26 protein-coding genes are annotated in these 25972 nt (G+C 70.4%); 16 read left to right on the top strand and 10 right to left on the bottom strand.

Going from position 1 to position 25972, the window contains the following annotated elements; translation table 11 throughout:
* Positions 1–7: 7 nt before the first annotated feature.
* The 3 genes from IF20_RS10890 to IF20_RS10880 form a co-directional block, all read right to left on the bottom strand.
* Positions 8–1876 (bottom strand): CheR family methyltransferase, encoded by a 1869-nt coding sequence (locus IF20_RS10890; RefSeq protein ID WP_052864866.1) that lies wholly within the window; start codon positions 1874–1876, stop codon positions 8–10.
* Complete coding sequence (locus tag IF20_RS10885) at positions 1876–2475, bottom strand: chemotaxis protein CheB (RefSeq protein ID WP_052864865.1); 600 nt, start codon at positions 2473–2475, stop codon at positions 1876–1878. The genes IF20_RS10890 and IF20_RS10885 overlap by 1 nt, the downstream gene beginning before the upstream one ends.
* A gap of 115 nt (positions 2476–2590) precedes the next feature.
* Entirely contained in the window at positions 2591–3196 is a 606-nt protein-coding gene (locus IF20_RS10880) for a hypothetical protein (RefSeq protein ID WP_110944048.1), read from the bottom strand.
* Positions 3197–3321: 125 nt separating this feature from the next.
* On the opposite strand from IF20_RS10880, the gene hemL reads away from it, so the two are divergent.
* The 7 genes from hemL to ccsB all read left to right on the top strand — a co-directional run bounded on the left by hemL (position 3322) and on the right by ccsB (position 11009).
* Positions 3322–4629, top strand: a complete 1308-nt coding sequence (gene hemL / locus IF20_RS10875; protein WP_110944047.1) for a glutamate-1-semialdehyde 2,1-aminomutase — start codon at positions 3322–3324, stop codon at positions 4627–4629.
* Positions 4626–5357 carry a histidine phosphatase family protein gene (locus tag IF20_RS10870; RefSeq protein WP_052864863.1) on the top strand — a complete coding sequence of 244 codons (732 nt, stop codon included), beginning with the start codon at positions 4626–4628 and terminating at the stop codon, positions 5355–5357. Before hemL ends, IF20_RS10870 begins: the two co-directional genes overlap by 4 nt.
* Positions 5358–5515: 158 nt before the next feature.
* Positions 5516–6727, top strand: a complete 1212-nt coding sequence (locus IF20_RS10865; RefSeq protein WP_052864862.1) for a polysaccharide deacetylase family protein — start codon at positions 5516–5518, stop codon at positions 6725–6727.
* Positions 6728–6785: 58 nt separating this feature from the next.
* Positions 6786–7400 (top strand): TlpA family protein disulfide reductase, encoded by a 615-nt coding sequence (locus IF20_RS10860; RefSeq protein ID WP_052864861.1) that lies wholly within the window; start codon positions 6786–6788, stop codon positions 7398–7400.
* 10 nt (positions 7401–7410) lie between these two features.
* Positions 7411–8175 carry a cytochrome c biogenesis CcdA family protein gene (locus IF20_RS10855; RefSeq protein ID WP_052864922.1) on the top strand — a complete coding sequence of 255 codons (765 nt, stop codon included), beginning with the start codon at positions 7411–7413 and terminating at the stop codon, positions 8173–8175.
* Positions 8176–8178: 3 nt separating this feature from the next.
* Entirely contained in the window at positions 8179–9924 is a 1746-nt protein-coding gene (resB, locus tag IF20_RS10850; RefSeq protein ID WP_052864860.1) for a cytochrome c biogenesis protein ResB, read from the top strand.
* Positions 9921–11009 carry a c-type cytochrome biogenesis protein CcsB gene (ccsB, locus tag IF20_RS10845; protein ID WP_052864859.1) on the top strand — a complete coding sequence of 363 codons (1089 nt, stop codon included), beginning with the start codon at positions 9921–9923 and terminating at the stop codon, positions 11007–11009. The genes resB and ccsB overlap by 4 nt, the downstream gene beginning before the upstream one ends.
* Before the next feature lie 158 nt (positions 11010–11167).
* Here the strand turns inward: ccsB and IF20_RS10840 are convergent, their stop codons facing one another.
* From IF20_RS10840 to IF20_RS10825, 4 genes are all read right to left on the bottom strand, one after another.
* Positions 11168–11776 carry a DUF4291 domain-containing protein gene (locus IF20_RS10840; protein WP_052864858.1) on the bottom strand — a complete coding sequence of 203 codons (609 nt, stop codon included), beginning with the start codon at positions 11774–11776 and terminating at the stop codon, positions 11168–11170.
* 93 nt (positions 11777–11869) lie between these two features.
* Positions 11870–13297, bottom strand: coding sequence for an alkaline phosphatase family protein (locus IF20_RS10835; RefSeq protein ID WP_052864857.1), 1428 nt, complete (start codon positions 13295–13297; stop codon positions 11870–11872).
* Positions 13298–13632: 335 nt separating this feature from the next.
* Positions 13633–14145 carry a nucleoside deaminase gene (locus IF20_RS10830; RefSeq protein WP_052864856.1) on the bottom strand — a complete coding sequence of 171 codons (513 nt, stop codon included), beginning with the start codon at positions 14143–14145 and terminating at the stop codon, positions 13633–13635.
* Positions 14142–14603, bottom strand: coding sequence for a PLD nuclease N-terminal domain-containing protein (locus IF20_RS10825; RefSeq protein ID WP_052864855.1), 462 nt, complete (start codon positions 14601–14603; stop codon positions 14142–14144). Before IF20_RS10825 ends, IF20_RS10830 begins: the two co-directional genes overlap by 4 nt.
* An 89-nt stretch (positions 14604–14692) precedes the next feature.
* Between IF20_RS10825 and IF20_RS10820 the strand changes: the two genes are divergently transcribed.
* Positions 14693–16150: a menaquinone biosynthesis decarboxylase gene (locus IF20_RS10820; RefSeq protein WP_052864854.1), complete on the top strand. Its 1458-nt coding sequence runs from the start codon at positions 14693–14695 to the stop codon at positions 16148–16150.
* Positions 16147–17049, top strand: a complete 903-nt coding sequence (gene mqnP / locus IF20_RS10815) for a menaquinone biosynthesis prenyltransferase MqnP (protein ID WP_052864853.1) — start codon at positions 16147–16149, stop codon at positions 17047–17049. Before IF20_RS10820 ends, mqnP begins: the two co-directional genes overlap by 4 nt.
* 171 nt (positions 17050–17220) lie before the next feature.
* On the opposite strand, the gene IF20_RS37570 is transcribed toward mqnP, so the two are convergent.
* Together IF20_RS37570 and IF20_RS10800 are read right to left on the bottom strand one after the other, a co-directional pair.
* The gene (locus tag IF20_RS37570; RefSeq protein ID WP_110944046.1) at positions 17221–18015 is read right to left on the bottom strand and encodes a DUF4870 domain-containing protein; all 795 of its coding nucleotides are present in this window, start codon (positions 18013–18015) and stop codon (positions 17221–17223) included.
* Positions 18016–18109: 94 nt separating this feature from the next.
* Positions 18110–18694: a rhomboid family intramembrane serine protease gene (locus tag IF20_RS10800; protein ID WP_052864850.1), complete on the bottom strand. Its 585-nt coding sequence runs from the start codon at positions 18692–18694 to the stop codon at positions 18110–18112.
* A gap of 123 nt (positions 18695–18817) precedes the next feature.
* Here IF20_RS10800 and IF20_RS10795 point away from each other — a divergent pair, with 123 nt between their 5' ends.
* The 6 genes from IF20_RS10795 (at position 18818) to IF20_RS10770 (ending at position 24165) form a co-directional block, all read left to right on the top strand.
* The gene (locus IF20_RS10795) at positions 18818–19591 is read left to right on the top strand and encodes a UbiX family flavin prenyltransferase (RefSeq protein WP_052864849.1); all 774 of its coding nucleotides are present in this window, start codon (positions 18818–18820) and stop codon (positions 19589–19591) included.
* 105 nt (positions 19592–19696) lie between these two features.
* Positions 19697–20152 (top strand): Lrp/AsnC family transcriptional regulator, encoded by a 456-nt coding sequence (locus IF20_RS10790; RefSeq protein WP_052864848.1) that lies wholly within the window; start codon positions 19697–19699, stop codon positions 20150–20152.
* 102 nt (positions 20153–20254) lie between these two features.
* Entirely contained in the window at positions 20255–21418 is a 1164-nt protein-coding gene (gene mqnE, locus IF20_RS10785; protein WP_052864847.1) for an aminofutalosine synthase MqnE, read from the top strand.
* 112 nt (positions 21419–21530) lie between these two features.
* Positions 21531–22055: a GNAT family N-acetyltransferase gene (locus IF20_RS10780; protein WP_052864846.1), complete on the top strand. Its 525-nt coding sequence runs from the start codon at positions 21531–21533 to the stop codon at positions 22053–22055.
* 94 nt (positions 22056–22149) lie between these two features.
* Positions 22150–22437, top strand: a complete 288-nt coding sequence (locus IF20_RS10775; RefSeq protein ID WP_052864845.1) for a DUF4229 domain-containing protein — start codon at positions 22150–22152, stop codon at positions 22435–22437.
* 378 nt (positions 22438–22815) lie between these two features.
* Complete coding sequence (locus IF20_RS10770) at positions 22816–24165, top strand: dicarboxylate/amino acid:cation symporter (protein WP_052864844.1); 1350 nt, start codon at positions 22816–22818, stop codon at positions 24163–24165.
* Between the two features lie 73 nt (positions 24166–24238).
* Here IF20_RS10770 and IF20_RS10765 read toward each other — a convergent pair whose 3' ends face one another.
* Positions 24239–25132 (bottom strand): alpha/beta fold hydrolase, encoded by an 894-nt coding sequence (locus tag IF20_RS10765; protein WP_052864843.1) that lies wholly within the window; start codon positions 25130–25132, stop codon positions 24239–24241.
* A gap of 169 nt (positions 25133–25301) precedes the next feature.
* Here IF20_RS10765 and IF20_RS10760 point away from each other — a divergent pair, with 169 nt between their 5' ends.
* Complete coding sequence (locus tag IF20_RS10760) at positions 25302–25952, top strand: TetR/AcrR family transcriptional regulator (protein ID WP_052864842.1); 651 nt, start codon at positions 25302–25304, stop codon at positions 25950–25952.
* Positions 25953–25972 lie beyond the last annotated feature (20 nt).

Here is a 25972-nt window from a genome sequence, read left to right as displayed (position 1 = left end):
TCCGTGATCATTCGGCCGGATCGGGGCGCTGTTCTTCCATCAACAGGACGACACCGCCGTTGTATCCGTCGAAGGGGGAGCAGACGACGGTGCAGTCGATGGAGCGGCCGATGCGGTTCACCGCGGGAACCTCGACGGGCCCCGTGCGCTGTCCGGTCTCCAGGCACTTCTGGACCGCGTGCCGCAGCTGCTCCGCCGGCAGCCCGAAGTCCAGGGAGAAGAACTCCTCGTTCTCGACCTCATCGAGGCGCAGCCCCCACAGTTCGGCGGCGCCGCGGTTCCAGCTCTTGACCCGCGCGTCGCTGTCCAGGACCACCACGCCGGCGGCGACGCTGGTCAGGACGCCTTCGAGGAACGCGCGCGCCTCGTCCAGCTCCGCGGTGCGGATGCGCATCTCCTCGTTCATGGTCTCCAGTTCCTCGTTGCCCGACTGGAGTTCTTCGTTGGTGGTTTCCAGTTCCTCGTTGGTGGACTGGAGTTCTTCGTTGGTGGTTTCCAGCTCCTCGATGCTCGACTGGAGTTCTTCGTTGGTGGTTTCCAGTTCCTCGTTGGTGGACTGGAGTTCCTCGTAGGCGGTCTCCAGCTCCTCGCGCACCCGCTTGACCTCGGACTTCAGCTGCGTGGAGACGGTGACGTCGGTGAACGTGATGTTCGTTGCGGTGGGCAGGCCGCTGGGGGCGACGAGCGGCTGGATCAGGATGTCGTAGACCTGTGTCTCCTCGCCGACCCGGCGCTCGGCGCCGTTGACGCGCAGCGTCCGGCGTTCGTGCGTGGCCTGCTCGATCAGGGACCGCAGCTCGACCGGGCGGTAGGAGATCTCCAGGTCCTGGAAGGGGCGCCCGATGTCGTTGGAGGTGAGCGCGAACTGCGCCCGTGCGTGGCTGTTGATCATCACTACGGTGCCGTCGAGGTCGACGGCGAGCGAGGGGGCGGGGGTCGAGTCCAGGATGAGGTCGCGCAGCTGGCGGTTGCGGGCCAGGGAATTCACCTCTTGGTGTGTGTTGCTCGTCCCCATCCTCAGCGGCGACGGGGTGTACGGCAGCCCGGCGCCACCCGGTCGGCGCCGGAAGACCCGCTGCCGCATGCTCAGCACTTCGAAGCGGTCGCCGTCGTTGAGCAGCATCTCGGCCTTGCCGAGGAAGAGGAAGCCGCCCTCCCGGAGCGCGAAGTGGAAGCGGTCGACGATCTGGGTCTGCGCCTCGACGTTGAAGTACATCAGCGTGTTGCGGCACACCAGCAGGCTGAGCCGGGAGATGGGCGCGTCGCGGGTGATGTCGTGCCGGCCGAAGATCACCCGGCGGCGCAGGTCGGAGCGGAGGCTGAACTGCGCGCCGTTCTGGGTGAAGTACTTGTCGCGCAGCTCCGAGGACAGCGACTCCAGGGCTTTCGCCGGGTACAGGCCGGTGCGTGCGTCGCGCAGCGCTTCCTCGTCGACGTCGGTGGCGTAGATCTTGACGCGCTCCAGGGCCTCGTCCAGCCCCAGCGTCTCGGCGAGCATGATCGCGAGCGAGTACGCCTCCTCGCCGCTGGAGCAGCCCGCGCTCCACACCCGGATCTCCTCGCCGGGTGCGGTCTGAGCCACCAGGTCGGGCAGCACCTCTTGCTGGAGGTAGGTCCAGGCCTCCGCATCGCGGAAGAAGGAGGTGACGTTGATGAGGATGGTGTTGAAGAGGGCGTTGAATTCCTCGGCGCTGGTCTCCAGCATGTCCTGGTAGTCGGCGTAGGAGTCCATCTCCACGTCCGTCATCCGCTTGCGGATGCGGCGGGTCAGGGACGACCGCTTGTACCCCGTGAAGTCAAAACCGCGTGAGTCTCTGAGGAAGGTGAGCAGCGCTTCCAGTTCCTCGTCGGTCTCGACTTCCCGCGTCTTGCCCATCACTGCCTCTTGATCTCGACCAAGCCACGGATGACCGTGGCGATTTCCTCCAGAGGTAGCACGAAATCCACCGCGCCCGTCGCGACGGCCGCCTCCGGCATTCCGCTGAATTCTGCCGTGTCCGGGTCCTCGCAGAGGACGGTGCCACCGCACGACTTCACCGCGTCCACCCCCATGGCGCCGTCCCGGCCGGTGCCGGTCAGGACGCAGGCGATGGCGCGCGCTCCGTACGCACCGGCCACCGACTCGAAGAGGAGGTCGGCCGAGGGCCGTACGAAGTGGACCAGGCTGCTGCGGGACAGCGACAGGACGCCGTCGGCGTTGACGAGGAGGTGGTGGTCGGGCGGCGCGACGTAGACGACGCCCGGCCGGGCCCGCTCGTCGTCCTCCGCGAGCTTGACCGTCAGGTCCGTACGGCGGGAGAGCACTCCGGCGATGACGGTGCTGTGCCGGGGGTCGAGGTGCTGGACGACGAGGACGGGGACCGGCAGCCGGTCGCCCAGCTGCTCCAGGAAGGTGGACAGTGCGTGGATGCCGCCGGCCGAGGAGGCGACCGCCACGACGGCGAAGTGGTCCGCTGCGCTCTCTTCTGCGGTCACGGCGTGAGCCTAGTCCTCGCAGGGCTGTGGTGGCGAGGAGCGAATGGTCCCTCGCGCGCTGTCCGGACGGGCAGCGCACCGTCCGCGCCGTACCGCGGTGCGGCGCGCCCCTCCGTCAGGGCCACACCAGGCAGTACGCCTGGTGACCCGCCTCGTGCAGGCGGTGCGAGAAATCCTGCCACTCGTGGAGGAGGCGGTAGACGGCGAAGGCGTCGCGCGGGCCGCCGCGGTCGGGCACGGTGGACCAGATGAAGGCGGCGGCGCCCACCGACTCCTCGCCGACGCCGCGCAGCGGGTCGACGACCGTCATGGGGAGCTTGACCACGGCGTAGTCGGGGTGCAGGACGACGAGCTCCAGCGGCGGAACCTTCGACAGCGGTATGCCCTCGATACCGGTCAGCACCATCGCCGCCATGGTCTCCGGCTTGATCTTGGTGAACATGCCGCCCATGCCGAGCTCGTCGCCGCCCAGCTCCTCGGGGCGCATCGAGATGGGCACCCGGGCCGCCGTGGCGCCGTCCGGGGCGCCGAAGTACTTGTAGGTCACCCCCATGCGCCCGCCTCTGCTGGTCCCGCTGCTGTTCTCCGCGCCGGTCGCGTCGCCGCTCTGCTCCGCACGGTCCTGCTCGCCGCTGTACTCCGCTCGCCGGTGGCGGCCACGCCGGGCGCGCTCCGGGCCCCGGTCATCGGTCCCTTCGCCCAGTTCGCCACCGCGATGCATATCTCCACCCGACCACTCGCAGCCTCAGCCGCGCAACCCGATCATCGTCTCAGAGACCTCCCCCGTCACCGGCGTGTGAAACGCCCGGCCACGCGCCCCCGTGCGCCTCTGAGACCATTGCTTGCGTGACTCACTCGTACGATGCCCCAGTTTCGCAGACGCTCTTCGACCGCGCGGCCGTCGTGACGCCCGGCGGCGTGAACTCTCCCGTGCGCGCGTTCCGCGCCGTGGGCGGTACGCCCCGGTTCATGGTGACCGGTACCGGTCCGTACCTCACCGACGCCGACGGTCGTGAGTACGTCGACCTCGTGTGCTCGTGGGGGCCGATGATCCTCGGTCATGCGCACCCCCAGGTCATTCAAGCCGTCCAGGAGGCCGTCGCGCGCGGCCTCTCCTTCGGCACGCCGGGCGCCGGCGAGGTCGAGCTCGCCGAGGAGATCGTGGCCCGCATCGAGCCGGTCGAGCAGGTACGCCTGGTCTCCTCCGGCACCGAGGCCACCATGTCGGCGATCCGGCTGGCCCGCGGCTTCACAGGGCGGCCCAAGGTGATCAAGTTCGCCGGCTGCTACCACGGGCACGTCGACGCGCTGCTGGCCGCGGCCGGCTCGGGCGTGGCGACCTTCGGGCTGCCCGACACGCCGGGCGTCACCGGCGCGCAGGCCGGTGACACGATCGTGCTCCCGTACAACGACATCGAGGCCGTGCGCGCCGCGTTCGCCGCGCACGAGGGCCAGATCGCCTGTGTGATCACCGAGGCGTCGCCCGGCAACATGGGCGTGGTACCGCCGCTGCCCGGCTTCAACCAGGGCCTGAAGGACCTCTGCTCCGCCAACGGCGCGCTCTACGTCTCCGACGAGGTCATGACCGGCTTCCGGGTGAGCAAGGCCGGCTGGTACGGCATCGACGGGGTGCGCCCGGACCTGATGACGTTCGGCAAGGTCATGGGCGGCGGCTTCCCGGCCGCGGCGTTCGGCGGCCGCGCCGACGTGATGGCCCACCTCGCCCCGGCCGGCCCGGTCTACCAGGCGGGCACCCTCTCCGGTAACCCGATCGCCACCGCCGCCGGCGTCACGCAGCTGCGGCTGCTGGACGACGCGGCGTACGAGAAGGTCGACGCGGTCTCCGCCGAGCTGCGCGGACTGGTCTCCGAGGCGCTGACCAAGGAGGGCGTGGCGCACCGCGTGCAGGTCGCGGGCAACATGTTCTCGGTCTTCTTCTCCGACGAGGACGTCACCGACTACGAGAAGGCCAAGGCGCAGGAGTCCTTCCGCTTCACGCCCTTCTTCCACTCGATGCTCTCCCAGGGCGTCTACCTCCCGCCGTCCGCCTTCGAGTCGTGGTTCGTCTCCACCGCCCACGACACGCAGGCCGTCGAGCGCATCGCGGCGGCGCTGCCGGCCGCAGCGCGCGCTGCCGCCGAGGCCACCGCATGAGCGGCACGACCGGCGGCAAGGGTGACGGCGGCAGCCCGGATGACATCACCGTCGTCCACCTGATGCGCCACGGCGAGGTGCACAACCCCGACGGCGTCCTCTACGGGCGGCGCCCCGGGTACCACCTCTCCGACCTCGGCCGGCGGATGGCCGACCGGGTCGCCGAGCACCTCGCCGACCGCGACATCACGCACGTCGTCGCCTCCCCGCTGGAGCGGGCGCAGGAGACGGCCACGCCGATCGGCAAGGCGCACGGGCTGGACGTCGCGACCGACGGGCGGCTCATCGAGGCCGGGAACATCTTCGAGGGCAAGACCTTCGGCGTCGGTGACGGCGCGCTCAAGCGGCCGGGGAACTGGAAGTACCTCACCAACCCGTTCCGGCCCTCCTGGGGCGAGCCGTACATCGAGCAGGTCGTGCGGATGATGGCGGCGCTCGGCGCGGCCCGGGACGCGGCCCGCGGCCACGAGGCGGTGGCGGTCAGCCACCAGCTGCCGATCTGGATCGTGCGCAGCTTCGCCGAGCGGCGCCGGCTGTGGCACGACCCGCGCAAGCGGCAGTGCACCCTCGCCTCGCTGACGTCCTTCACCTTCCACGGCGATCGGATCGTGTCGGTCGGCTACACCGAGCCCGCGCTCGACCTGGTCCCCGAGCACCTGCGCGCCGGGGCCCAGCCGCGGTTCGGCCGAGGTTCGGTGCAGGGCCAGTCCAAGGCGGCCGGCGCCTGATCCCTCTGCGGCGGTGCGTACGGACCCCGGTCCGTACGCACCGCCGCAGATATATGCGAGCGCACCGGAACCCCGACATCCGTCCCGCCCTCTTACCCGATGTCCGTATATACGGATGTTGAGTACGGCGAATCACGGTAAGTGCGGACGGGAACGGTATGAGCGCGATCAGTCGGCGGAACCTGCTGGGCATCGGAGTGGGCGCGGCCGCCGCGATCGGACTCGCGGGCTGCGGCACCGAGCGGCCCGGCGGGAGCGCCGGAAAGCCCACCGTACGGGCCCGCCCGAAGCCGATCGGCGACGGCTCCACCACCGACACCGGGCCGCAGCCCCACCAGCCCCCGAAGCCCGAGCCGCTGGAGCCGGGCCAGACCCCGCCGCAGTTCGTGATCTTCTCCTGGGACGGTGCCGGCGAGGTCGGCAACGGGCTCTTCCCCCGCTTCCGCCGCCTCGCCCGGGACCACGGCGCGTCGATGACGTTCTTCCTCTCCGGCCTGTACTGCCTGCCGGAGTCCAAGAAGCACCTGTACCGGCCGCCGAACAACCCGGTCGGCGCCTCCGACATCGGCTACCTCACGGACGCGCACATCAAGGAGACGCTGCGCAACGTCCGGGCCGCCTGGCTGGAGGGCCACGAGATAGGCACCCACTTCAACGGCCACTTCTGCGCCGGCTCCGGCTCGGTCGCCCACTGGACGCCCGCGCAGTGGCGCTCCGAGATCGACCAGGCCACCGACTTCGTCACGAAGTGGCGCAGCCACACCGGCTTCACCGACGTCGAGCCGCTGCCCTTCGACTACACGAAGGAGCTGGCCGGCGGCCGCACCCCCTGCCTGCTCGGCCAGGACAACCTGCTGCCCACCGCGCGCGAGCTGGGCTGGCGCTACGACGCCAGCTCGCCCGGCGGCCGGCAGATGTGGCCCACGAAGAAGCACGGCATCTGGGACTTCCCGCTCCAGCAGATACCGTTCCCGGGCCACTCCTTCGAGGTGCTCTCGATGGACTACAACATGCTCGCGAACCAGTCCCGGAACTCCACCCGGGCGCCGAGCGCCAACTACCCGGGCTGGCGCCGCCAGGCTGCGGGCGCCTACCTCGCCGGCTTCCAGCGCGCCTACGAGACCAACCGCGCGCCCTTCTTCGTCGGCAACCACTTCGAGGAGTGGAACGGCGGGATCTACATGGACGCCGTCGAGGAAGCGATCAAGCACATCGCCGCCAAGGGCGACCGGGACGTGCGGCTGGTGTCCTTCAAGCAGTTCACCGACTGGCTGGCCGTCCAGGACCCGAAGGTGTTGGCCCGGCTGCAGCGGCTGGAGGTCGGCGAGCGGCCGGCCGGCGGCTGGCGGCGGTACCTCTCGGCGGCCTGAGCCGCGCCGACGAGGGGGGTGCGGAAGATCCACAAAAGGCTCATGCGAAACTTTTCACATGAGTGCCTGCCGCGTCCCCCGCCGCGTCACCCGCCGCCGCCTGCTCCTGCCGGCCGCCGGCGCCGCGGCCGCCGCCGTGCTGCTGAGCGCCTGCGGATCAGGAGGCACCTCAGGAGGGTCGCAGCAGACCAAGTTCGTCCAGGGCAAGGACGGCGTCGACACGGTCAAGCCCGCCGACCGGCAGCAGGCCCCCGACATCTCCGGCGAGTCCACCGAGGGCAAGCACCTCGACGCCGCCGACTACAAGGGCAAGGTCGTCGTCCTCAACATCTGGGGATCCTGGTGCGCGCCCTGCATCGCCGAGGCGCCGAACTTCGCCAAGGTCGCCAAGGAGACCAAGAGCAAGGGCGTGCAGTTCCTCGGGATCAACACCCGGGACTCCAAGAAGACCCAGGCGGTCAGTTTCGAGGAGCAGCACAAGATCCCCTACCCGAGCCTGTACGACCCGATGGGCAAGCTCATGCTGCGCTTCCCCAAGGGCAGCCTGAACCCGCAGGCCATCCCGACCACCATCGCGATCGACCGCAAGGGCCGGATCGCGGCCCGCGCGCTCACCCCGCTCAGCGAGAGCGAGCTGCGCAAGATGATCGACCCGCTGATCGCGGAGAAGTGATCCCGTGAGCGTGCTCGCCGTAGCCGGCACAGCCCCGAACCACACGGTGCTCACCGGTGCCCTGCTGGTCGCCCTGCCGGTCGCCCTCCTCGGCGGCCTGGTGTCCTTCTTCTCGCCGTGCGTGCTGCCCCTCGTACCGGGCTACATGTCGTACGTGACCGGCGTCACCGGCACCGACCTCGGTGAGGCCCGGCGCGGCCGGATGCTCACCGGCGCCTCCCTCTTCGTCCTCGGCTTCACCGTCGTCTTCGTGTCCGGCGGTGCCCTGTTCGGGTACTTCGGACAGACGCTCCAGGACTACAAGGACGTCATCTCCCGGGTGCTGGGCGCCCTGACCATCCTGCTCGGCCTCACCTTCATGGGGGTGCTGGGCCGGTTCGGGCAGCGCGAGTTCCGGATGCTGCACAAGCGGCCGGCCATGGGGCTGGTGGGCGCGCCCGTGCTCGGCGTGCTCTTCGGGGTCGGCTGGACGCCGTGCCTGGGCCCCACCCTGACCGCCGTGAACGCCCTGTCGTTCAACGAGGCCAGCGCCGGCCGCGGCGCGCTGCTGACCATCGCGTACTGCATCGGCCTCGGCCTGCCCTTCATCCTGGTCGCGCTGGCCTTCCGCAAGGCGCTCGGCGCGTTCGGCTGGGTCAAGCGGCACTATGTCTGGGTGATGCGGACCGGTGGCGGGCTGCTCGTGGTGATCGGCGTCCTGCTCGTCACAGGAATCTGGGACAGCATGATGTCCGAACTGCAGAGCTGGACCACAGGCTTCACCGTTGGGATCTGATCGATGACCGCCAAGACCGACACCCGCGAGAACGAGCCCGACCTGGGCGCGGCCGGGTCCCAGCTCTCCACGGCGCCCAAGGAAGAGCTCTCCCTGCCGTCCCTCGGGCCGATCGGCTGGGCCCGCTGGTTCTGGCGCCAGCTGACCTCCATGCGGGTGGCGCTGATCCTGCTCTTCCTGCTCTCGCTCGGCGCCGTGCCCGGCTCGCTGATCCCGCAGACCAGCATCAACCCGGTCAAGGTCGACGAGTTCAAGAAGCAGCACGACATCCTCGGGCCGCTCTACGACAAGCTGGGGATGTTCCACGTCTACAGCTCGGTGTGGTTCTCCGCGATCTACCTGCTGCTGTTCATCTCGCTGATCGGCTGCATCATCCCGCGGACCTGGCAGTTCGTCGGCCAGCTGCGCAGCCGCCCGCCGGGCGCCCCGCGCCGCCTGACCCGGCTGCCCGCGTACGCCACCTGGCGCACCACCGCCGAGCCCGAGCAGGTCCTCGAAGCGGCCCGGCGGACGCTGAAGAAGCGCCGCTTCCGCACCCATGTCGTGGGCAGCGCGGTCGCCTCGGAGAAGGGATACCTCCGCGAGGCCGGCAACCTGCTCTTCCACATCGCGCTGATCGTCATGCTGGTGGCCTTCGCCGTCGGCCAGCTGTGGAAGTCCGAGGGCGGCAAGCTGATCGCCGAGGGCGACGGCTTCTCCAACAGCCTGACCCAGTTCGACGACTTCAAGTCCGGCTCGTTCTTCGACACCGACGACCTTGCGCCGTTCGGCTTCCAGCTCGACAAGTTCGTCGCCACGTACGAGCGCTCCGGCCCGCAGACCGGCACCCCGCGCGTCTTCCGCGCCGACGTCACCTACTTCAGCGGTGCCGACGGCAAGGAGCACAAGACCTCGATCAAGGTCAACGAGCCGCTGGACATCGGCGGCGACCGGGTCTACCTGCTCTCGCACGGCTACGCCCCCGAGGTCACCGTCAAGGACGGCACCGGCAAGGTCGTCTACGAGGGCGCGGTCCCCTTCCTCCCGCAGGACCAGAAGAACTTCACCTCCAGCGGCGTGGTGAAGGTCCCCGGCGCCAAGACCAAGGACGGCAAGAAGAACCAGCTGGGCTTCCAGGGCTTCTTCGTCCCGACCTTCGGCGGCAAGGGCTCCGGCTCGATGTTCTCCGTCTTCCCGGCACTGGACAATCCCCGCCTCACCCTCACCGCGTACCACGGTGACCTGGGCGTGGACTCCGGCCTGCCGCAGAACGTCTACCAGCTGGAGACGAAGAACCTGAAGCAGTACAAGAAGGACGGCGCGCCCTTCGCCCAGATGATGGAGCAGGGCCAGACCATGAAGCTGCCGAACGGAGACGGCAGCATCCGGTTCGACGGCGTCAAGCAGTGGGCCAGCTTCACCATCTCCCACCAGCCCGGCAACGAGCTCGCGCTGGGCGGCGCGGTCGCCGCGCTGCTGGGCCTGGCCGCCTCGCTGTTCATCCAGCGCCGCCGGGTGTGGGTGCGGGCCGAACCGGGCCCCGACGGCGTCACCGTCGTGGAGATCGCAGGCCTCGGCCGCAGCGAGTCCCCGAAGCTCCCCGAGGAGCTGGCGGACCTGGCGTACGCCCTCCAGCCGGACGCGCCTCAGGCGGTGGACGAGGACGGGGAGAAACCGGCGTCCACGTCCCCGGCCCCAGACTCTGAAGACTCCGCGGAGCCGTCCGACTCCGCCGGCAATGCTGACCCCTCCGAAGGAGCGCGCGCGTGAACCTCGCGGCCGCGGCCAACGAGAACCTGGCCAATACCAGCAACACGCTGATCTATTCGGCGATGGCGATCTACACCCTGGCGTTCCTCGCGCACATGGCGGAGTGGGTCTTCGGCAGCCGCAGCAAGGTGGGCCGTACGGCCGCCGCGCTCACCGGGGAGAAAGCGGCGGCGCCCGCCGTGACGGTGCGGTCCACGGCGCAGGCCGGTGGCACCGCCGTCCTGGACCGGCCCAAGGTCGTCACCCGCTCCGCGGCCGGCAGCCGGGACGTGCCCGACGGCGTCGGCGCGCACGGCGGCACCGAGAAGGGCGACCTGTACGGCCGGATCGCCGTCTCGCTGACCACGCTGGCGTGGCTGATCCACGTCGGCGGCGTGGTCACCCGCGCGCTGTCGGTGGAGCGTGCCCCCTGGGGCAACATGTACGAGTTCTCCACGACCTTCGCCGCGGTCGCGGTGGCCGTGTACCTGGTCCTGCTGATGACCAAGAAGAACGTCCGCTGGCTCGGCCTGCCGCTGGTCACCACCGTCCTGCTGGACCTGGGCCTGGCCGTCTCGGTCCTCTACACCGCCAGCGACCAGCTCGTCCCGGCGCTGCACTCGTACTGGCTGTGGATCCACGTCAGCTGCGCGATCATCTCCGGCGCGGTGCTCTACATGGGCGCGGTCGCCACCCTGCTGTACCTCTTCCGCGACCGGTACGAGGCGAAGCTCGCCGACCCCGCGGGCAAGCAGCCCGGCGCCTTCGCCAAGTCCGTCCTGGAGCGGCTGCCCGCCGCCGCCACGCTGGACAAGTTCGCGTACCGCATCAACGCGACCGTCTTCCCGCTGTGGACCTTCACGATCATCGCGGGCGCCATCTGGGCCGAGGCCGCCTGGGGCCGCTACTGGGGCTGGGACCCCAAGGAGGTCTGGTCCTTCATCACGTGGGTGGCCTACGCCTGCTACCTGCACGCGCGCGCCACCGCGGGATGGAAGGGCCGCAAGGCCGCCTACCTGGCCCTGATCGCCTTCGCCTGCTACCTCTTCAACTACTACGGCGTGAACATCTTCGTCACCGGCCTGCACTCCTACGCCGGGGTCTGATCCGCCGCACTTCCGGTACCGGGACCGTGCGCGCTTCGGCGCCGCACGGTCCCGGTCCGCTTTTTCCGTCACCACGACGGCGCTGCCGGCCGCCGATGCGACGGGGGCGGGGGCCGTGCTGCCGTTGCCGGGGGCGGGGCCGCTGCGCCGACCGGAGATCAAACGAGCGGGCTGATTCCGGGCGTGGATTCCGGCGCGGGGTACGGGAGTTCGCGCGGCAGCAGGGCGCGCGCCGCCGCCAGGTCACCCTCCTGTACGAGGGTCCGGATCCGGCGGGCGAGCGGGGTGACGTCGCGGACGGTGACGAGCCACTCGTCGGCGTAGCGCCGGGCGGCCTCGCCGGACAGGCCGAGCTGGAGCGAACGGTGCCCGAGCGGGCGCAGGTGCAGATCGCGCTCCGGGTCCCACTGGACTCGGGCGGGGGACTCGCGCAGCGCCTGCTTCCAGGCGGCGTGGTCGGCGTGCTCGGCCGGGTCGAAGTGCGAGAGGCAGGCGTGGCCGAGCGCCCGGTCGAAGCCGGTGCGGTCGATCTCCAGGGCCAGGACGCACTCCTGGTCGGGCTTGGTGCCCCAGCCGCAGCGGTACATCATCCACAGGAACGACGGCTTGATCCACGTCATGCGGTCCCGCTTCCACGCGGCGGGGAAGCGCCCGTCGCGGGCGGTGGGCTCGCCGAGTGCGGGGGCGTAGGCCTGGTAGACGGTGACGGTGGTGTCGGTGTGCGCGGCCCTGATCTGCCGGGCCGGCGGGGTCTGACGGTCGTTCATGGGGGATCAGCGTGCGCCATGCGGCCGCGGCGTGCCACCGGTTTTCGTGCGCTTCGGTGGTACGTCTGGTGGTACGCCGCGGCCGGGGGCGGATCAGCGGCGCCTGCGGTTGCCGCGCTCCTGGCGGGGCGGGGTCTGGTCCGCGCCGGGCAGGGTCGGCTCGGGGAGGGTGGCGACCTCGCGCTTGGCCTCGGCCAGCTGGTCGGCGGTGTCCCGCGGCAGCCGCGGCGGGCGCTGTGCGGCTTGCCCGAAGCCGAACGCCGAGGTCAGGTCGCCGAACGTGGCGCGGCGCCAGTCGGAGATGTTCGGTTCCTCGACGCCGGTGAAGCGCTCCAGGAACTGCAGGACCGAGGTGTGGTCGAAGGTGTCGCCCGCGGCCCAGCCGCCCACCGTCCAGGGCGAGACGATCAGGGCCGGGACGCGGAAGCCGCCGCCGATGGGCAGCCCGCCGACGAACTCGTCCTTCGTCCCGGCCGGCGGCACCGGCGGCGGGACGTGGTCGAAGAGGCCGTCGTTCTCGTCGTAGTTCAGGATGAAGGCGGTCTTCCGCCACACCTTCGGGTTGCTCGCGATGGCCTCGATCTTGCGCGCGACGAAGTCGGCGCCGGCGGCCGGCAGGTAGTCGGGGTGCTCGGACTCCGCGGCCGTCGGGATGATCCAGGAGACGGCCGGCAGCCGGTCGTTGCGCGCGTCGTCCTCGAAGGTGCCGGCGGGCTGCGGCCGCACGCCCCGCTCGTACAGCGCGTCGCCGGGCTCGGCATCCCGGAAGGTCTGGAACTGCTCCAGGAGGTTGCAGCCGTAGTCGTCGTCCTGCTGGTAGACCTTCCAGCTCACGCCGGCCGCCTGCAGCCGTTCGGCGTACGTCGTCCAGCGGTACGGCTCGGGCGCGATGTTGTCCAGGACCGGGCCGCCCCGGGTGCCGCCGGGGTCGATGGTGCCGGTCATCCAGTACAGCCGGTTCGGCCAGGTGGGCCCGAAGACGGAGCAGAAGTAGTGGTCGCAGACGGTGAACGCCTCGGCGAGCGCGAAGTGGAAGGGGATGTCCGAGCGCTTGTGGTAGCCCATCACGTACGGGCCGTTCCTGCCGTCCGCCTTGCGGTGCGCGGGCAGCCAGCGGTCCATCTTGCCGCCGTTCCAGGCCTCGTGCTGCACGGACCAGGCGTGGCTGGTGGACGGTATGGCCTGGGCGCTGGACTTGTGCGTGTCCAGGTGGAACGGCAGCAGGTAGCCGTCCGGGTTCTCGGCGTCCGGCTGGTGGAAGACCGAGCGGCCGGTGGAGAGGGTGAGCGCGGCGGGGTCGGCGAAGCCGCGTACGCCGCGCAGCGTCCCGAAGTAGTGGTCGAACGAACGGTTCTCCTGCATCAGCAGCACGACGTGCTCGATGTCGTCGAGCGAGCCGTTCCGGGGCGGCCCGGCCGCGACGGCCTGCCGCACGCTCGGTGGCAGCAGCGAGAGCGCGGCGCCGCCGGCCACCGCGCCCACCGCGGAGCCGAGGAGTCTGCGTCGGGTCATGTCGGGCATCGGGGCCCCTCCCTGTGTGTCTCCTTGAGTCGGTCCGGCCGCGGGGTCATTCCCCAGGGGCCGGACCGACTGTCGCGGCAAGGAGGCGCGGCAGGCAGGAGGAGATGCGTGAATCATGCATCAATTGACCATGAACAGCCGAACATTGCCTGGCAAAAGGCGCTGGCCAGGCACGTTACGCGGACGATCTTGAGGACGGCGTCAGCTTAGGGCGCGTACCAGGCTTTCTGACGGTATTTCAGCGCGCGCCCGGCGCCCTGTCGGCCGAACGGCGGCTCTTCCGCCACCGAACGTGTCACCGGACCCTTCGGCCGGGTCGGTGCTTCGCGGTCCGCTCAGTCCTCGCCGATGTCCTCGTGCCACAGTGCGGGCCGCTCGGCGATGAAGTCGCGCATCATCGCCACGCACTCCGGATCGTCCAGCAGCACGACCTCCACGCCGTGCTCGGCCAGCCAGTCGTGGCCGCCGTGGAAGGTCCGCGCCTCGCCGATCACCACCCGGGAGATCCCGAACTGGCGCACCAGCCCGCTGCAGTACCAGCACGGTGAGAGCGTGGTGACCATGGTCGTGCCCTTGTACGCCCGCCCGTCTCCCGCCACCGCCCCCGACGGAGAGCGCTGCGCGCTCCAGCTACTCGGTCGCCCCGCGGCCCGGAACGCCGCGGTCTCGGCGTGCGCCGACGGGTCGCCGTCCTGCACCCGGCGATTGTGGCCGCGCCCCAGCAGCGTGCCGTCGGCGCCATACAGCGCGGCGCCGATCGGGATGCCGCCGGAGGCGAGCCCGGCCCGGGCCTCGGCCACCGCGGCGGCCAGCATCCCGGCCGCGTCCGGCGCGTCCGGTCCGCTCATTCGTCCCGCTCCCCGGTCTCGCGCCGCTCCCCGCTCTCGCGGGGCTCGCCGGACTGCGACCGCTCGCCGGACTGTGGCCGTTCGCCGGCCTCGCGGCGGCGCAGGTCCTCCTCGCGGCGCTTGAGGTCCGCCTCCCAGTCCTTGAGCAGCGCCTCGTCCGCGTCCCGCCGCTGCGCCCGCTCCTGCGTGCCCAGCTTCTGCAGGAACTCGGGGTTGTCGTCCGGCGCGACCCAGCCGCCGCGCCCGCGACCGGCGCCGCCGCCCTCCGCGGCCAGCGCGGCACGGTCCTTCCCGGCGATCAGCCAGGACACCGAACCGACGAGCGGGAAGAGCAGCACGAGGATCGCCCACAGCGGTTTCGGCATGTGACGCACATGCTTCTCATCGGTGGTGACGCAGTCGATGAACGCGTAGATGCTCAGTGCCAGCGGCACCAGGATCATCAGCACCCGCAGCATGTGTCGCTCCCCCTGGGAGTGGCCGGGCGGGCCGGTGAGCGCGGCCCCAGTGACCAGTCCAGGGTAGTGCGTACCGGATACTGGGATGCATGGCTTATGACGATCTTCGCTCGTTCCTGCGCGCGCTCGACCGCGAAGGCGACCTCAAGCGCATCAAGGCCGAGGTCGACCCACACCTGGAGGTCGGGGAGATCGTCGACCGCGTGCAGAAGGCCGGCGGCCCCGCGCTTCTCTTCGAGAACGTCAAGGGCTCGGCGATGCCGCTGGCCATGAACGTCTACGGCACCGACCGCCGCCTGCTCAAGGCGCTGGGCCTGAAGTCCTACGACGAGATCAGCAACACGATCGGCGGCCTGCTCAAGCCCGAGCTGCCGCAGGGCTTCGTCGGCATCCGCGAGGCGTTCGGCAAGCTCGCGAACATGACGCACGTCCCGCCGCGCAAGGTGAAGGCCGACGACGCGCCCGTGCAGGAGGTCGTCCTCAAGGGCGACGAGGTGGACCTGGACCGGCTGCCGGCCCTGTTCACCTGGCCCGAGGACGGCGGCTCGTTCTTCAACCTGGGCCTGACCCACACCAAGCATCCCGAGACCGGCGTCCGCAACCTCGGCCTGTACCGCCTCCAGCGCCACGACAAGCGCACCATCGGCATGCACTGGCAGATCCACAAGGACAGCCGGAACCACTACCAGGCCGCCGCCAAGCGCGGCGAGCGGCTGCCGGTCGCCATCGCCTTCGGCTGCCCGCCGGCCGTGACGTACGCCTCGACCGCGCCGCTGCCCGGCGACATCGACGAGTACCTCTTCGCCGGCTTCGTGCAGGGCAAGCGGATCGAGATGGTCGACTGCCAGACCGTGCCGCTGCAGGTCCCGGCCAACGCCGAGGTGGTGCTGGAGGGCTGGCTGGAGCCGGGCGAGATGCGGCCCGAGGGCCCCTTCGGGGACCACACCGGCTTCTACACGCCGCAGGAGGACTTCCCGGCGCTCACCATCGACTGCGTCACGATGCGCAAGCGTCCGCTGCTCCAGTCGATCGTGGTCGGCCGGCCGCCGACGGAGGACGGGCCGCTGGGCCGGGCCACGGAGCGGTTCTTCCTCCCGCTGCTCAAGATCATCATTCCGGACATCGTGGACTACCACCTGCCGGAGGCCGGGGGCTTCCACAACTGCGCGATCGTCTCGATCGACAAGAAGTACCCCAAGCACGCGCAGAAGGTCATGCACGCCATCTGGGGCGCGCACATGATGTCCCTGACCAAGCTGATCGTGGTGGTGGACGCCGACTGCGACGTGCACAACTACCACGAGGTCGCCTGGCGGGCGCTGGGCAACACCGACTACGCCCGCGACCTGACGGTCGTCGAGGGCCCGGTCGACCACCTGGACCACGCCTCCTACCAGCAGTTCTGGGGCGGCAAGGCCGGGATCGACGCGACCGCGAAGTGGCCCGAGGAGGGGTACACCCGCGACGGCGGCTGGCCGGAGATGGTCGACTCGGACCCCGCGACCGCGGACAAGGTGACCCGCCGATGGAAGGAGTACGGCCTGTGAGCAGCGCCTCAGCGGCCATCCCGCAACCAGGCCGTACCAAGGCCTTCCTGCGCCTGGTCATGATCGAGCACTCGGTCTTCGCGCTGCCCTTCGCCTACATCGCCGCGCTGACCGCGATGTTCCGGGTGGACGGCACCGTGCACTGGTGGGAGCTGCTGCTCGTCACCGTCGCGATGGTGGGCCTGCGCACCTTCGCCATGGCCGCGAACCGGATCATCGACCGCGAGATCGACGCCCGCAATCCGCGCACCGCCCACCGCGAGCTGGTCACCGGCGCGATGTCGGTGAAGCACGCCTGGACGGGCGCGCTGGTCGCCGTCGTCGTCTTCCTCGCCGCGGCCGCGCTGCTCAACCCGCTGTGCCTGGCCCTCGCCCCCGTCGCGGTGATCCCGATGGTGGTCTATCCGTACGGCAAGCGGTTCACGAACTTCCCGCAGGCCATCCTCGGCCTCGCCCAGGCCATGGGCCCGGTCGGCGGCTGGCTGGCGATCACCGGCGAGTGGTCCTGGGAAGCGGTGATCCTGGGCCTCGCGGTGGGCGTCTGGATCGGCGGCTTCGACCTGATCTACGCGTGCCAGGACGTCGAGACCGACCGTGAGGTCGGCGTGAAGTCCGTACCGGCGCGCTTCGGCATCCCGGCCGCCATCTGGGGCGCGCGCGCCTGCCACACGGTCACCACGGCGCTGTTCGTGTGGTTCGCGCTGGCCACCGGCGCCGGGGTGTTCTTCTGGATCGGCCTGGTGATCGTCGCGGGCGCGTTCCTGTACGAGCACACGATCGTCCGGCCGCATGACCTCTCGCGGCTGAACCGGGCGTTCTTCCAGGTCAACGGCTTCATCGGCATCGCGCTGTTCGTCTGCGCGCTGCTGGACCTGCTCGTCCGCGGGCTGACGCCCTGACGGCGGCACGCGCACGCTGAACACGATCACGCAGAACACGCACGAGGGGCCGGTACCGCGTGGGTACCGGCCCCTCGTGCGTCCGTGCGCCGATGACCGTCGCCGTGCGGGCGTGCGGCCTCAGTTCTTGACGCCCCTCAGTTCTGGATGCGCCTCAGTTTTCGATGCTCCTCAGTTCTTGATGAAGCGCCAGGCCACGAACTTGGGGTAGGACCACAGCTCGCCGCTGTTGGCCTTCACCGTGCCGAGGATCCCGAAGACCAGCACGGTGACCCAGTACCCGCCGAAGATCACGAAATAGGCGATCAGGGGGATGAAGAACGCCGCCCCCGGGTCGCCCGTCCCGCTGTCGGCGGACACGGCACCGCCGACGACCACCGCGAAGTACAGCGCGCCGGTGATCACCGCCATGATCGCCTGGGTGATGCCGTAGTTCATCCCCTGGGCGGTGTGGTGGCGGATGTACGGGTCCTGCTCGTTCTGGCCGTTGCCGCGGATGGCGAGCGGGGCGATCCAGCCGCACAGCATGCCGATGCAGCACATGCCCGTGCCGACGAAGACGGTCAGCAGCGCGCCGAGGTGCGCCCACATCGCGGGGGAGGTCGAGGGGCGGGGCGGTGCGGGGTACCCGCCGTACCCGGGCTGGCCGCCCCAGCCCGGGGCGCCGGGCGCGCCGTACGGCTGCTGCGGCTGCTCCCCACCGGGGACGTACGCGCCGTACTGCTGACCCCCGTAGTGCTGGCCCCCGTACTGCTGGCCCCCGTACTGCTGGGCTCCGGGCGCGGCGCCGTAGGGCTGGCCGTACCCGGGCGCGGCACCCGGCTGGCCCCCCTGCGGCTGCTGCGGCTGCTGGGGCTGCTGGCCGTACGGCTGGCCGCCCTGTGGGGGCTGCGGCGGCTGCTGGTCGTTCTGCGGCGGCCGGCCGTCGGCCGGCGGCTCGGATGCGGACTTGTCGAATTCGACCATGGGCTGATCCCCCCGATGACGTAACTCTCACGCGCGTGGCGCTGGACACGGGCGGCGCGCGCCGTAGGTCCGGTGCGGCCGCGTGCAGGCGAGACTACGGGACGCGACCGGGGGAGCGGAGGGCCGGAGTCCGGACGCGGAAGACGTAGGCGGCGAGCACCCCGCCGGCCAGCCCGAAGAGGTGCGCCTGCCAGCTGATGCCCTCCGCTGCCGGCAGCGCGCCCCACAGGATCGAGCCGTAGAGCACCGCGACGAGCAGGCCGATGGCGATGTCCAGGGCCTTGCGCTCGATGAAGCCGCGCACGACGAGATAGCCGAAGAGCCCGAAGATCACGCCGGAGACGCCCGCGGTGTTGCTCCCCGGCGGCGATATCAGCCAGACGCCCAGGCCGCTCACGACGGCGATGAGCAGCGCGACGCCGGCCAGTCTGCGGACCCCGGAGCGGAGCCCGGCCAAAAAGCCGAGCACGAGCAGCGGGAGGGTGTTGGCCATCAGGTGGGCGAAGCCGAAGTGGACGGCGGTCGCGGGGATCACGTCGATCAGTTCGCTCAGCTCGCGGGGCCGGATGCCGAAGGTGTCCAGGGCGTGGTCGCTGGCGGCGTCCACCGCCTCCAGGACCCACAACATCGCGACCCAGGCCAGCACCAGCAGCGCGGCGGGCTTGGCGCGTGGTCCCATGTCGGCCCTCCTCACCTGCGCACCGGTTCTCCGCCGAGTCCGTGCGGCCGGCGTGGCCGTACGAGCTCACAAGCAACAACGGCTGTGACGGTGCTTCTGGTTCCGCCGGATAGGCTCGGTGCCGTGGAGCCGCCGCACATCGTCACCAGTCAGCACGCCGGCACCGACCGCAGGCCGTGGGTCGTCGGGATCTCCGGTGCGTCCGGGACCCCGTACGCCGCGTCCGTGCTGCGTGGGCTGCTCGCGGCGGGAGAGGCCGTGGACCTCGTCGTGAGCCGGGCCTCGCGGCTGACGCTGCGGGACGAGACCGGGATCTCCTTCCGGGACGCGCACTGGCGCACGGACCTGCGCGAGTGGCTCGCGCGGGGCGCGGACGGCAAGCCGGACACCTTTCCGGTCACCGAAGCGGACCTGGCGGACGTACGGCACTGGCCGGCCGGTGATCTGGCGGCGGGCCCGTCGTCGGGCTCGTACCCGGCCAAGGGCATGCTGATCGTGCCGGCCAGTACGGCGTGCGTGGCCGGGGTGGCGCTGGGGCTGTCGAAGGACCTGCTGCAGCGGACGGCGAGCGTGACGCTGAAGGAGCGCAGGAAACTGGTCGTCGCGGTGCGCGAGACGCCGCTGAACGGGCAGACCCTCAAGCACCTGGTCGCCCTGGACGAGGCGGGCGCCGTGGTGCTGCCGGCCTCGCCTGCCTTTTACGCGGGGGCGACGCACATCCAGGACCTGGTGGACTTCGTGGCCGGCCGGGCGCTGGACGCGGCGGCGGTGCCGCACGGGCTGTACCGGCGCTGGGAGGGCGAGCTCGGCGGGGCGTCGCGCGGCAGCGGGGGCGGCGGCGGTGCGCCGCACGGGGAGGGCGGCGGCGACGTCGGCCGCCCCAGCAGAAATCGGTAACTCAACTCCGTTTTTTACCTGGGATTGCAGGCCAAATCGCCCTGCATGCCTTAGATTCTGTAATCAGTAGTGGCAGTGCGGAAAGATTGAAAGGTCGGGGACGCAATGGACGCGGTGGACAGGCAGCTCATTCAGGCACTGCGCGAGAACGGCAGGGCCTCGTACGCGGAGCTCGGCCGGCTCGTGGGTCTCTCCGGCCCCAGCGTCACGGACCGCATCAACCGGCTGGAGTCGGCCGGCGTGATCACCGGTTATCGCGCCACCGTCGACGCCGCCTCGCTGGGCCTGGGCGTCACGGCCCTGGTCGGCATCTCGCTCACGGACGCCACCGATCACGAGGAGCTGGCCCAGCGGCTGCGCGACCTCGCCGAGATCGAGGACTGCTGGTTCATCGCGGGGGACGACTCGTACATGCTCAAGGTCCGGGTGGGTGACGTGGACGGCCTGGAGCGGACCATCCGGCGGCTCTCCGGCACGAAGGGCGTGTCCCGGACGCGTACCACCGTCGTGCTCTCCACCAAGTGGGAGAACCGCGTCGGGGAGCTCCCCGAAGAGGTGTGACGGCCCGGGGCGGCTGCGCACGGGCGCGCCGCCCGGCCGGAAAATCGGGGGAGTAAGGTCGATGAGGTTTGTTATTCGGCAGAACAATGGAGGGCGACCGGAATGGACGCTGGGCTCAAGCGCGAGCTGGAGGAGAAGGTCCACGCCGGTGAGCGGCTGACCCGTGAGGACGGCATCGCCCTGTACGAGTCCGACGACCTGGCGTGGCTCGGCGGCCTCGCGCACGAGGTGCGCACCCGTAAGAACGGCGACGTGGTGCACTTCAACGTCAACCGGCACCTCAACATGACGAACGTGTGCACCGCCTCCTGTGCGTACTGCTCCTTCCAGCGCAAGCCGGGTGAGAAGGACGCCTACACGATGCGCATCGAGGAGGCCGTCCGCCTGGCCAAGGCGATGGAGACCGAGAACCTCACCGAGCTGCACATCGTCAACGGCCTGCACCCGAACCTGCCCTGGCGCTACTACCCCCGCTCCCTGAAGGCCCTCAAGGAGGCGCTGCCGAACGTCGGGCTGAAGGCCTTCACCGCCACCGAGATCCACCACTTCGAGTCCATCTCGGGCCTGGACGCCTCGGACATCCTCGACGAGCTGATCGACGCGGGCCTGGAGTCGCTGACCGGCGGCGGCGCCGAGATCTTCGACTGGGAGGTCCGGCAGCACATCGTCGACCACCGCACCCACTGGGAGGACTGGTCGCGGATCCACCGCCTGGCCCACCAGAAGGGCCTCAAGACGCCCTCGACGATGCTGTACGGCCACATCGAGGAGCCACGCCACCGCGTCGACCACGTGCTGCGCCTGCGCGAGCTGCAGGACGAGACCGGCGGCTTCCAGGTCTTCATCCCGCTGCGCTACCAGCACGACTTCGTGGACATGAAGGACGGCAAGGTCCGCAACAAGCTCCAGGCCCGCACGACGATGGCCACCGGAGCCGAGGCGCTGAAGACCTTCGCGGTCTCCCGGCTGCTGTTCGACAACGTGCCGCACGTGAAGTGCTTCTGGGTGATGCACGGCCTGCAGACCACGCAGCTGGCGATGCAGCACGGCGCGGACGACATGGACGGCTCGGTCGTCGAGTACAAGATCACGCACGACGCCGACAACTACGGCACGCCGAACAAGCTCACCCGCGAGGACCTGCTGGATCTCATCCGGGACGCGGGCTTCCGGCCGGTCGAGCGGAACACCCGGTACGAGATCATCAACGAGTACCCGGGGCCGGACGCGAACCGCCGCGACGAGCCGCAGCCGATGCGCGTCTGACGCCGTTCAGCGCTTGCCCGTACGGCGTCCGGTACGCGTGTGACCCAGCGCTCGGTGCGCCTGTGACCTGGCGCGCCGCGCGTTGTCAGTGGTGACGTCTAAGGTCCAGAACATGACCATCCGCTTCCATCGGGACCCTGCCGTCACTCCGGAGCTGCGCGACGGCGTCTGCGCGCTGTGGGCGGACGTCTCCAACGCCGGCGGCGCGGTCGGGTTCGTGCCGCCCGTGACCCGCGAGGACATCCGTCCCGAGCTGGTCAAGCACCTGGCGGCGATGGCCGAGGGCCGGGCCCGGCTGATCGTCGGCCAGGACGCGTCGAGCACCCCGCTCGCCACCGCCTTCGTGTACGCGAACACCCACCGCCTCATGCGGCACTGGCTGTGGGTCTACAGCGTGATGGTGCACCCCTCGCTGCAGGGTCAGGGCGTGGGACGCGAGCTGATGGCGGCGGTCGAGGACGCCGCGCGGGACACCGAGGGGATACGCGGCCTCCGGCTCACCTGCCGCGGCGGCACCGGAGCGGACCGCTTCTACGGCTCCTGCGGATACAAGGAGGTCGGCCGGGTCCCCGACGCGATAAAGGTCGCCGACGACGACTACCGCGACGACATCACGATGTGGCGTGAAGTGGCCTGACGGGCCCGGCGCCGGGGGCGCGAAAGATCGCACAGGGGGCTGTGCTTGACTGGATGCAGACCCTTTCGGTTGTCGTTGAGAAGAAGGTCCGTCCTTGAGCAGCCAGAAGCACGCCTCACTCCTGTACACCGCTTCCCGCCTGGGCCTCTTTGTCGTCTGCTTCGCGGTCGTCTGGGGCCTCGCGTACCTGCACGTCATCCCGCTGGCCGTGGGCGCCTCGAACACCGTCTGGATGCTGCTGCTCGCCATCGTGATCTCCGCGCCGCTCAGCTTCGTGCTGCTGCGCAAGCAGCGGGACGCCATGTCCGAGCAGATCGTGGCGCGGGTCGACCGCCAGAAGGAGCGGCTCGCCGCCAACCGCAGCCAGGAGGACGGCGCCTGACGACGCCGTCCGGTCGGCTCGCCGGCCTGTAGAACAGCTCACATACCGTTCACGCCCGCCCGTGGAGTTTCCGCTCCATGGGCGGGCGTTGGCGTGCACTGTCCGGTCCGGGGCCGAAGGGGCCAAAGATTTTCTTTGAGTACCCCAAAGTTCAAGTGTTAACGTATCGGACATGAAGACAGCAGTAGCGCACCCGTTCCCCATGAGCCTCACGCTCGTGGCGCGCCTGCACGTCGATCTTTGCCGCTGTGTGTCCGCGGCCTGTTGCCGCCGCTGACGTCCCCGCGACGTCCAGCCCTGCGGCCGGAGATCCCGCCAACGGACCTCCTGGCGCTCACGCCCTCTTCCCGAAGTCTGTACGCACCCGGAGTGTGCCCGTTGTCCACGTCTTCCGAGACTTCCGCCAAGACCTCCCGCATACCGAGAGTTCCGTTCTGGGCCCAGATCCTGCTGGGTCTCGTCCTCGGTGTGCTCCTCGGCTGGATCGCCAAGAGCGGCGACGTCAGCTGGCTGGTCACCACCCTCGGCAAGATCGGTGAGCTCTTCGTCCAGCTGCTGAAGCTGGCCGTGGCGCCGCTGGTCTTCTTCGCCATTGTGGTGTCGATCACCAACCTGCGGCAGGTCAACAACGCAGCCCGGCTCGCCACCCGCACCCTGCTGTGGTTCATGATCACTTCGCTGATCGCGGTGGCCATCGGCATGGCGATCGGCCTGCTCACCAACCCCGGCTCCGGCACCGGCCTCACGCCCGCCGACGGCTCCAAGCCCGACCACGCCGGCACCTGGATCGACTTCCTGACCGGGATCATCCCGACCAACATCATCACGCCCTTCACCGATCTGCAGGTCCTGCAGATCGTGTTCATGGCGGCCGTCGTCGGCATCGCCGCGCTCCAGCTGGGCGAGAAGGCGGAGCCGGTCCTGAAGATCAGCCGCTCGGCGCTGGAGCTGCTGCAGAAGGCCCTGTGGTGGGTCATCCGCCTCGCCCCGCTGGGCACCCTCGGCCTCATCGGCAACGCGATCGCCACGTACGGCTGGAACCTCATCGGCAAGTACGCGACCTTCACCGTCGACATCTACGTCGGCTGCGCGCTGGTGATGTTCGGCGTCTACCCGCTGCTGCTCGCCACGGTCGCCAAGGTCAACCCGCTGCAGTTCTTCCGCGGCGCCTGGCCCGCGATCCAGCTGGCCTTCGTCTCCCGCTCCTCGGTCGGCACGATGCCGGTCACCCAGAAGGTCACCGAGCGCCTCGGCGTCCCGAAGGAGTACGCGTCCTTCGCCGTGCCCTTCGGCTCGACCACCAAGATGGACGGCTGCGCCTCCATCTACCCGGCGCTCGCCGCGATCTTCATCGCGCAGATCTTCGACGTGCACCTCAGCATCGCCGACTACGTCCTGATCGCCTTCGTCTCGGTCATCGGCTCGGCCGCCACCGCGGGCCTCACCGGCGCCACGGTCATGCTGACCCTGACCCTGTCCACGCTCGGCCTGCCGCTGGCCGGTGTCGGTCTCCTCATGGCCATCGACCCGATCCTGGACATGATGCGTACCGCCACCAACGTGGCCGGTCAGGTCGTCGTCCCGATCCTGGTCTCCGCCAAGGAGAAGATCCTGGACCGCGACGCGTACACCCGCGCCACCAGTATCAGCATCGGTGACGACGGCACGGCCGCCGCTGCCGACGAGGCGGAGCAGAAGGTCGCCGTCCCGGCGACCGCCGCCGGCTGACCCCCGGGCCGACCGGCCCCTTCCCGTACGGGCACAGCGCCCCGGAGCCACCCGGCTCCGGGGCGCTCGCGTGTCAGGGGGCCCTACGGAACCGAACGGTGCGCTCCAGGATCGCGTCGGCCAGCGGCCCCAGCACCTCCCGGGGCAGCGCGTGGCCCATCCCCGGAATCTCCACGATCCGGGTGTTGTGCCCGATGACCTGCGCCAGGTGGTCCGCGTGCGGCGGTGGGAACACCGGTTCGGCGGTGGCGCGGACGACGAGCGTGGGCACCTCGGTTCCGGCCAGCTCCGCCGTCCGCAGCATCCCCGAGTCGTCGGCCCGGCCGTGCGCGCCGTTGGTGTCGTACCGCCCCGCGTGCGCGATGATCCGCCGTTCCAGCGCGCGGAAGTACTCCGCGTCGAACGGGATGCCACCGCCGCTGAGCAGCCGCCAGTGCGCGACCCGCCGGTCCAGCTCGGCCTCGGGCCCGAGGTCCTCGACGGGCTTCGCCCACTCCTCCAGGATCTCCGGCGCGATGCCCGGCAGCTCTCCGACCGGCACCCGGGCACCGTCGGGCCGTATGTGATCCGTCGTGCTCAGCGCGCACGTCCCGATCAGCGTCGCGCTCGACACCCGGTCCGGATGGTCGGCGATGAGCAGCTGCGCGAGCATGCCGCCGAGCGACATCCCGACGATGTGCGCCCGCGCCACGCCCAGCCCGTCGAGCACGCCGATCGCGTCCTCGGCCAGGTCCGTGATCCGGTACGGCCGCTCGTCGAACGCCCAGGGGGAGCGGCCGGTGTCGCGGTGGTCGTAGCGGATGACCCGGTGGTGCGCGGCGAGCGCGTCGACCAGCTCGTCGGGCCAGCCCGGCCCGGACGCCTGCGCCCCCATGATCAGCAGCAGCGCGGGGGCGTCGGCCGCACCCCGCTGTTCGGCCCACAGCCGCACCCCGGGCGCCACCTCCACGTACTGTCCGTCGTCCATGGCGTCCTCCCTCCTCGCGGCGAGACGCTACGTCTCGCGCAACGAACCGTATCGTCTCGCGTGGAAGGCGGCCCCGTCAATGGCATGACGCCCGCGCGGGACGGGCCTCGTGCGGGCGGATCCGTAAACTTACTTCGCGGTAAGAGGGCGGGTCGGAAGGACGTTCGGTGTGGGTGACGTGAAGAGCAAGCGGGTACCGCGGGCGGTGCGCGAGCAGCAGATGATGGACGCGGCCGTGCTGACCTTCGCGCGGCGCGGCTACCGCGCCGCCTCCATGGACGAGATCGCCGAGGTCGCCGGCGTCTCCAAGCCGCTGGTCTACCTCTACCTGAACTCCAAGGAAGAGCTGTTCAGCGCGGTCATCCGGCGGGAGGCCGCGGCCCTGGTCGCCGCCGTACGGGCCGCCGTGGAGGCCGGGGCGCCGGCCGACCGGCAGCTGTGGAGCGGCCTGCAGGGCTTCTTCGCGCACACCGCCGAACACCCGGACGGCTGGGCGGTGCTGCACCAGCAGGCCCGGACGCACGGCGAGCCGTTCGCGCTGGAGGTCGCCGCGATGCGAGCCGAGATCACCGAGTTCGTGATCGGCCTGATCGGTGCCGCCGCGCGGGAGGCGGGCTGCGACGAGAACCTGGCCGAGCGCGAGGTCTCCGGCCTCTCCCACGCCCTCGTCGGCGCCGCCGAATCCCTCGCCGAGTGGGCCAACGCACGCCCCGCCGACACCCGCCCCTCCGCGAAGGAAACCGCCGCCACCCTCATGAACTTCGCCTGGACGGGCCTGGGCCCCCTGATGTCGGGCGCTCGCTGGGCACCGGGCGGGTGAGCGCCTGCACCGCGGGGGAT

Source organism: Streptomyces niger, assembly GCF_000718305.1.
Classification (GTDB): Bacteria; Actinomycetota; Actinomycetes; order Streptomycetales; family Streptomycetaceae; genus Streptomyces; species Streptomyces niger.
This window is presented reverse-complemented; position numbering and strand designations above follow the sequence as displayed.

Bases quoted from the DNA above. Each gene is read 5' to 3' on its own strand.
- IF20_RS10790 (WP_052864848.1), top strand. From the start codon at position 19,697: ATGGACGCGGTGGACAGGCAGCTCATTCAGGCACTGCGCGAGAACGGC.
- IF20_RS10890 (WP_052864866.1), bottom strand. From the start codon at position 1,876: ATGGGCAAGACGCGGGAAGTCGAGACCGACGAGGAACTGGAAGCGCTG.
- IF20_RS10820 (WP_052864854.1), top strand. From the start codon at position 14,693: ATGGCTTATGACGATCTTCGCTCGTTCCTGCGCGCGCTCGACCGCGAA.
- IF20_RS10830 (WP_052864856.1), bottom strand. From the start codon at position 14,145: ATGAGCGGACCGGACGCGCCGGACGCGGCCGGGATGCTGGCCGCCGCG.
- IF20_RS10765 (WP_052864843.1), bottom strand. From the start codon at position 25,132: ATGGACGACGGACAGTACGTGGAGGTGGCGCCCGGGGTGCGGCTGTGG.
- IF20_RS10800 (WP_052864850.1), bottom strand. From the start codon at position 18,694: ATGGGACCACGCGCCAAGCCCGCCGCGCTGCTGGTGCTGGCCTGGGTC.
- resB (WP_052864860.1), top strand. From the start codon at position 8,179: ATGACCGCCAAGACCGACACCCGCGAGAACGAGCCCGACCTGGGCGCG.
- mqnE (WP_052864847.1), top strand. From the start codon at position 20,255: ATGGACGCTGGGCTCAAGCGCGAGCTGGAGGAGAAGGTCCACGCCGGT.
- IF20_RS37570 (WP_110944046.1), bottom strand. From the start codon at position 18,015: ATGGTCGAATTCGACAAGTCCGCATCCGAGCCGCCGGCCGACGGCCGG.
- IF20_RS10865 (WP_052864862.1), top strand. From the start codon at position 5,516: ATGAGCGCGATCAGTCGGCGGAACCTGCTGGGCATCGGAGTGGGCGCG.
- IF20_RS10880 (WP_110944048.1), bottom strand. From the start codon at position 3,196: ATGCATCGCGGTGGCGAACTGGGCGAAGGGACCGATGACCGGGGCCCG.
- IF20_RS10840 (WP_052864858.1), bottom strand. From the start codon at position 11,776: ATGAACGACCGTCAGACCCCGCCGGCCCGGCAGATCAGGGCCGCGCAC.
- IF20_RS10870 (WP_052864863.1), top strand. From the start codon at position 4,626: ATGAGCGGCACGACCGGCGGCAAGGGTGACGGCGGCAGCCCGGATGAC.
- IF20_RS10780 (WP_052864846.1), top strand. From the start codon at position 21,531: ATGACCATCCGCTTCCATCGGGACCCTGCCGTCACTCCGGAGCTGCGC.
- IF20_RS10825 (WP_052864855.1), bottom strand. From the start codon at position 14,603: ATGCTGCGGGTGCTGATGATCCTGGTGCCGCTGGCACTGAGCATCTAC.
- IF20_RS10835 (WP_052864857.1), bottom strand. From the start codon at position 13,297: ATGCCCGACATGACCCGACGCAGACTCCTCGGCTCCGCGGTGGGCGCG.
- IF20_RS10860 (WP_052864861.1), top strand. From the start codon at position 6,786: ATGAGTGCCTGCCGCGTCCCCCGCCGCGTCACCCGCCGCCGCCTGCTC.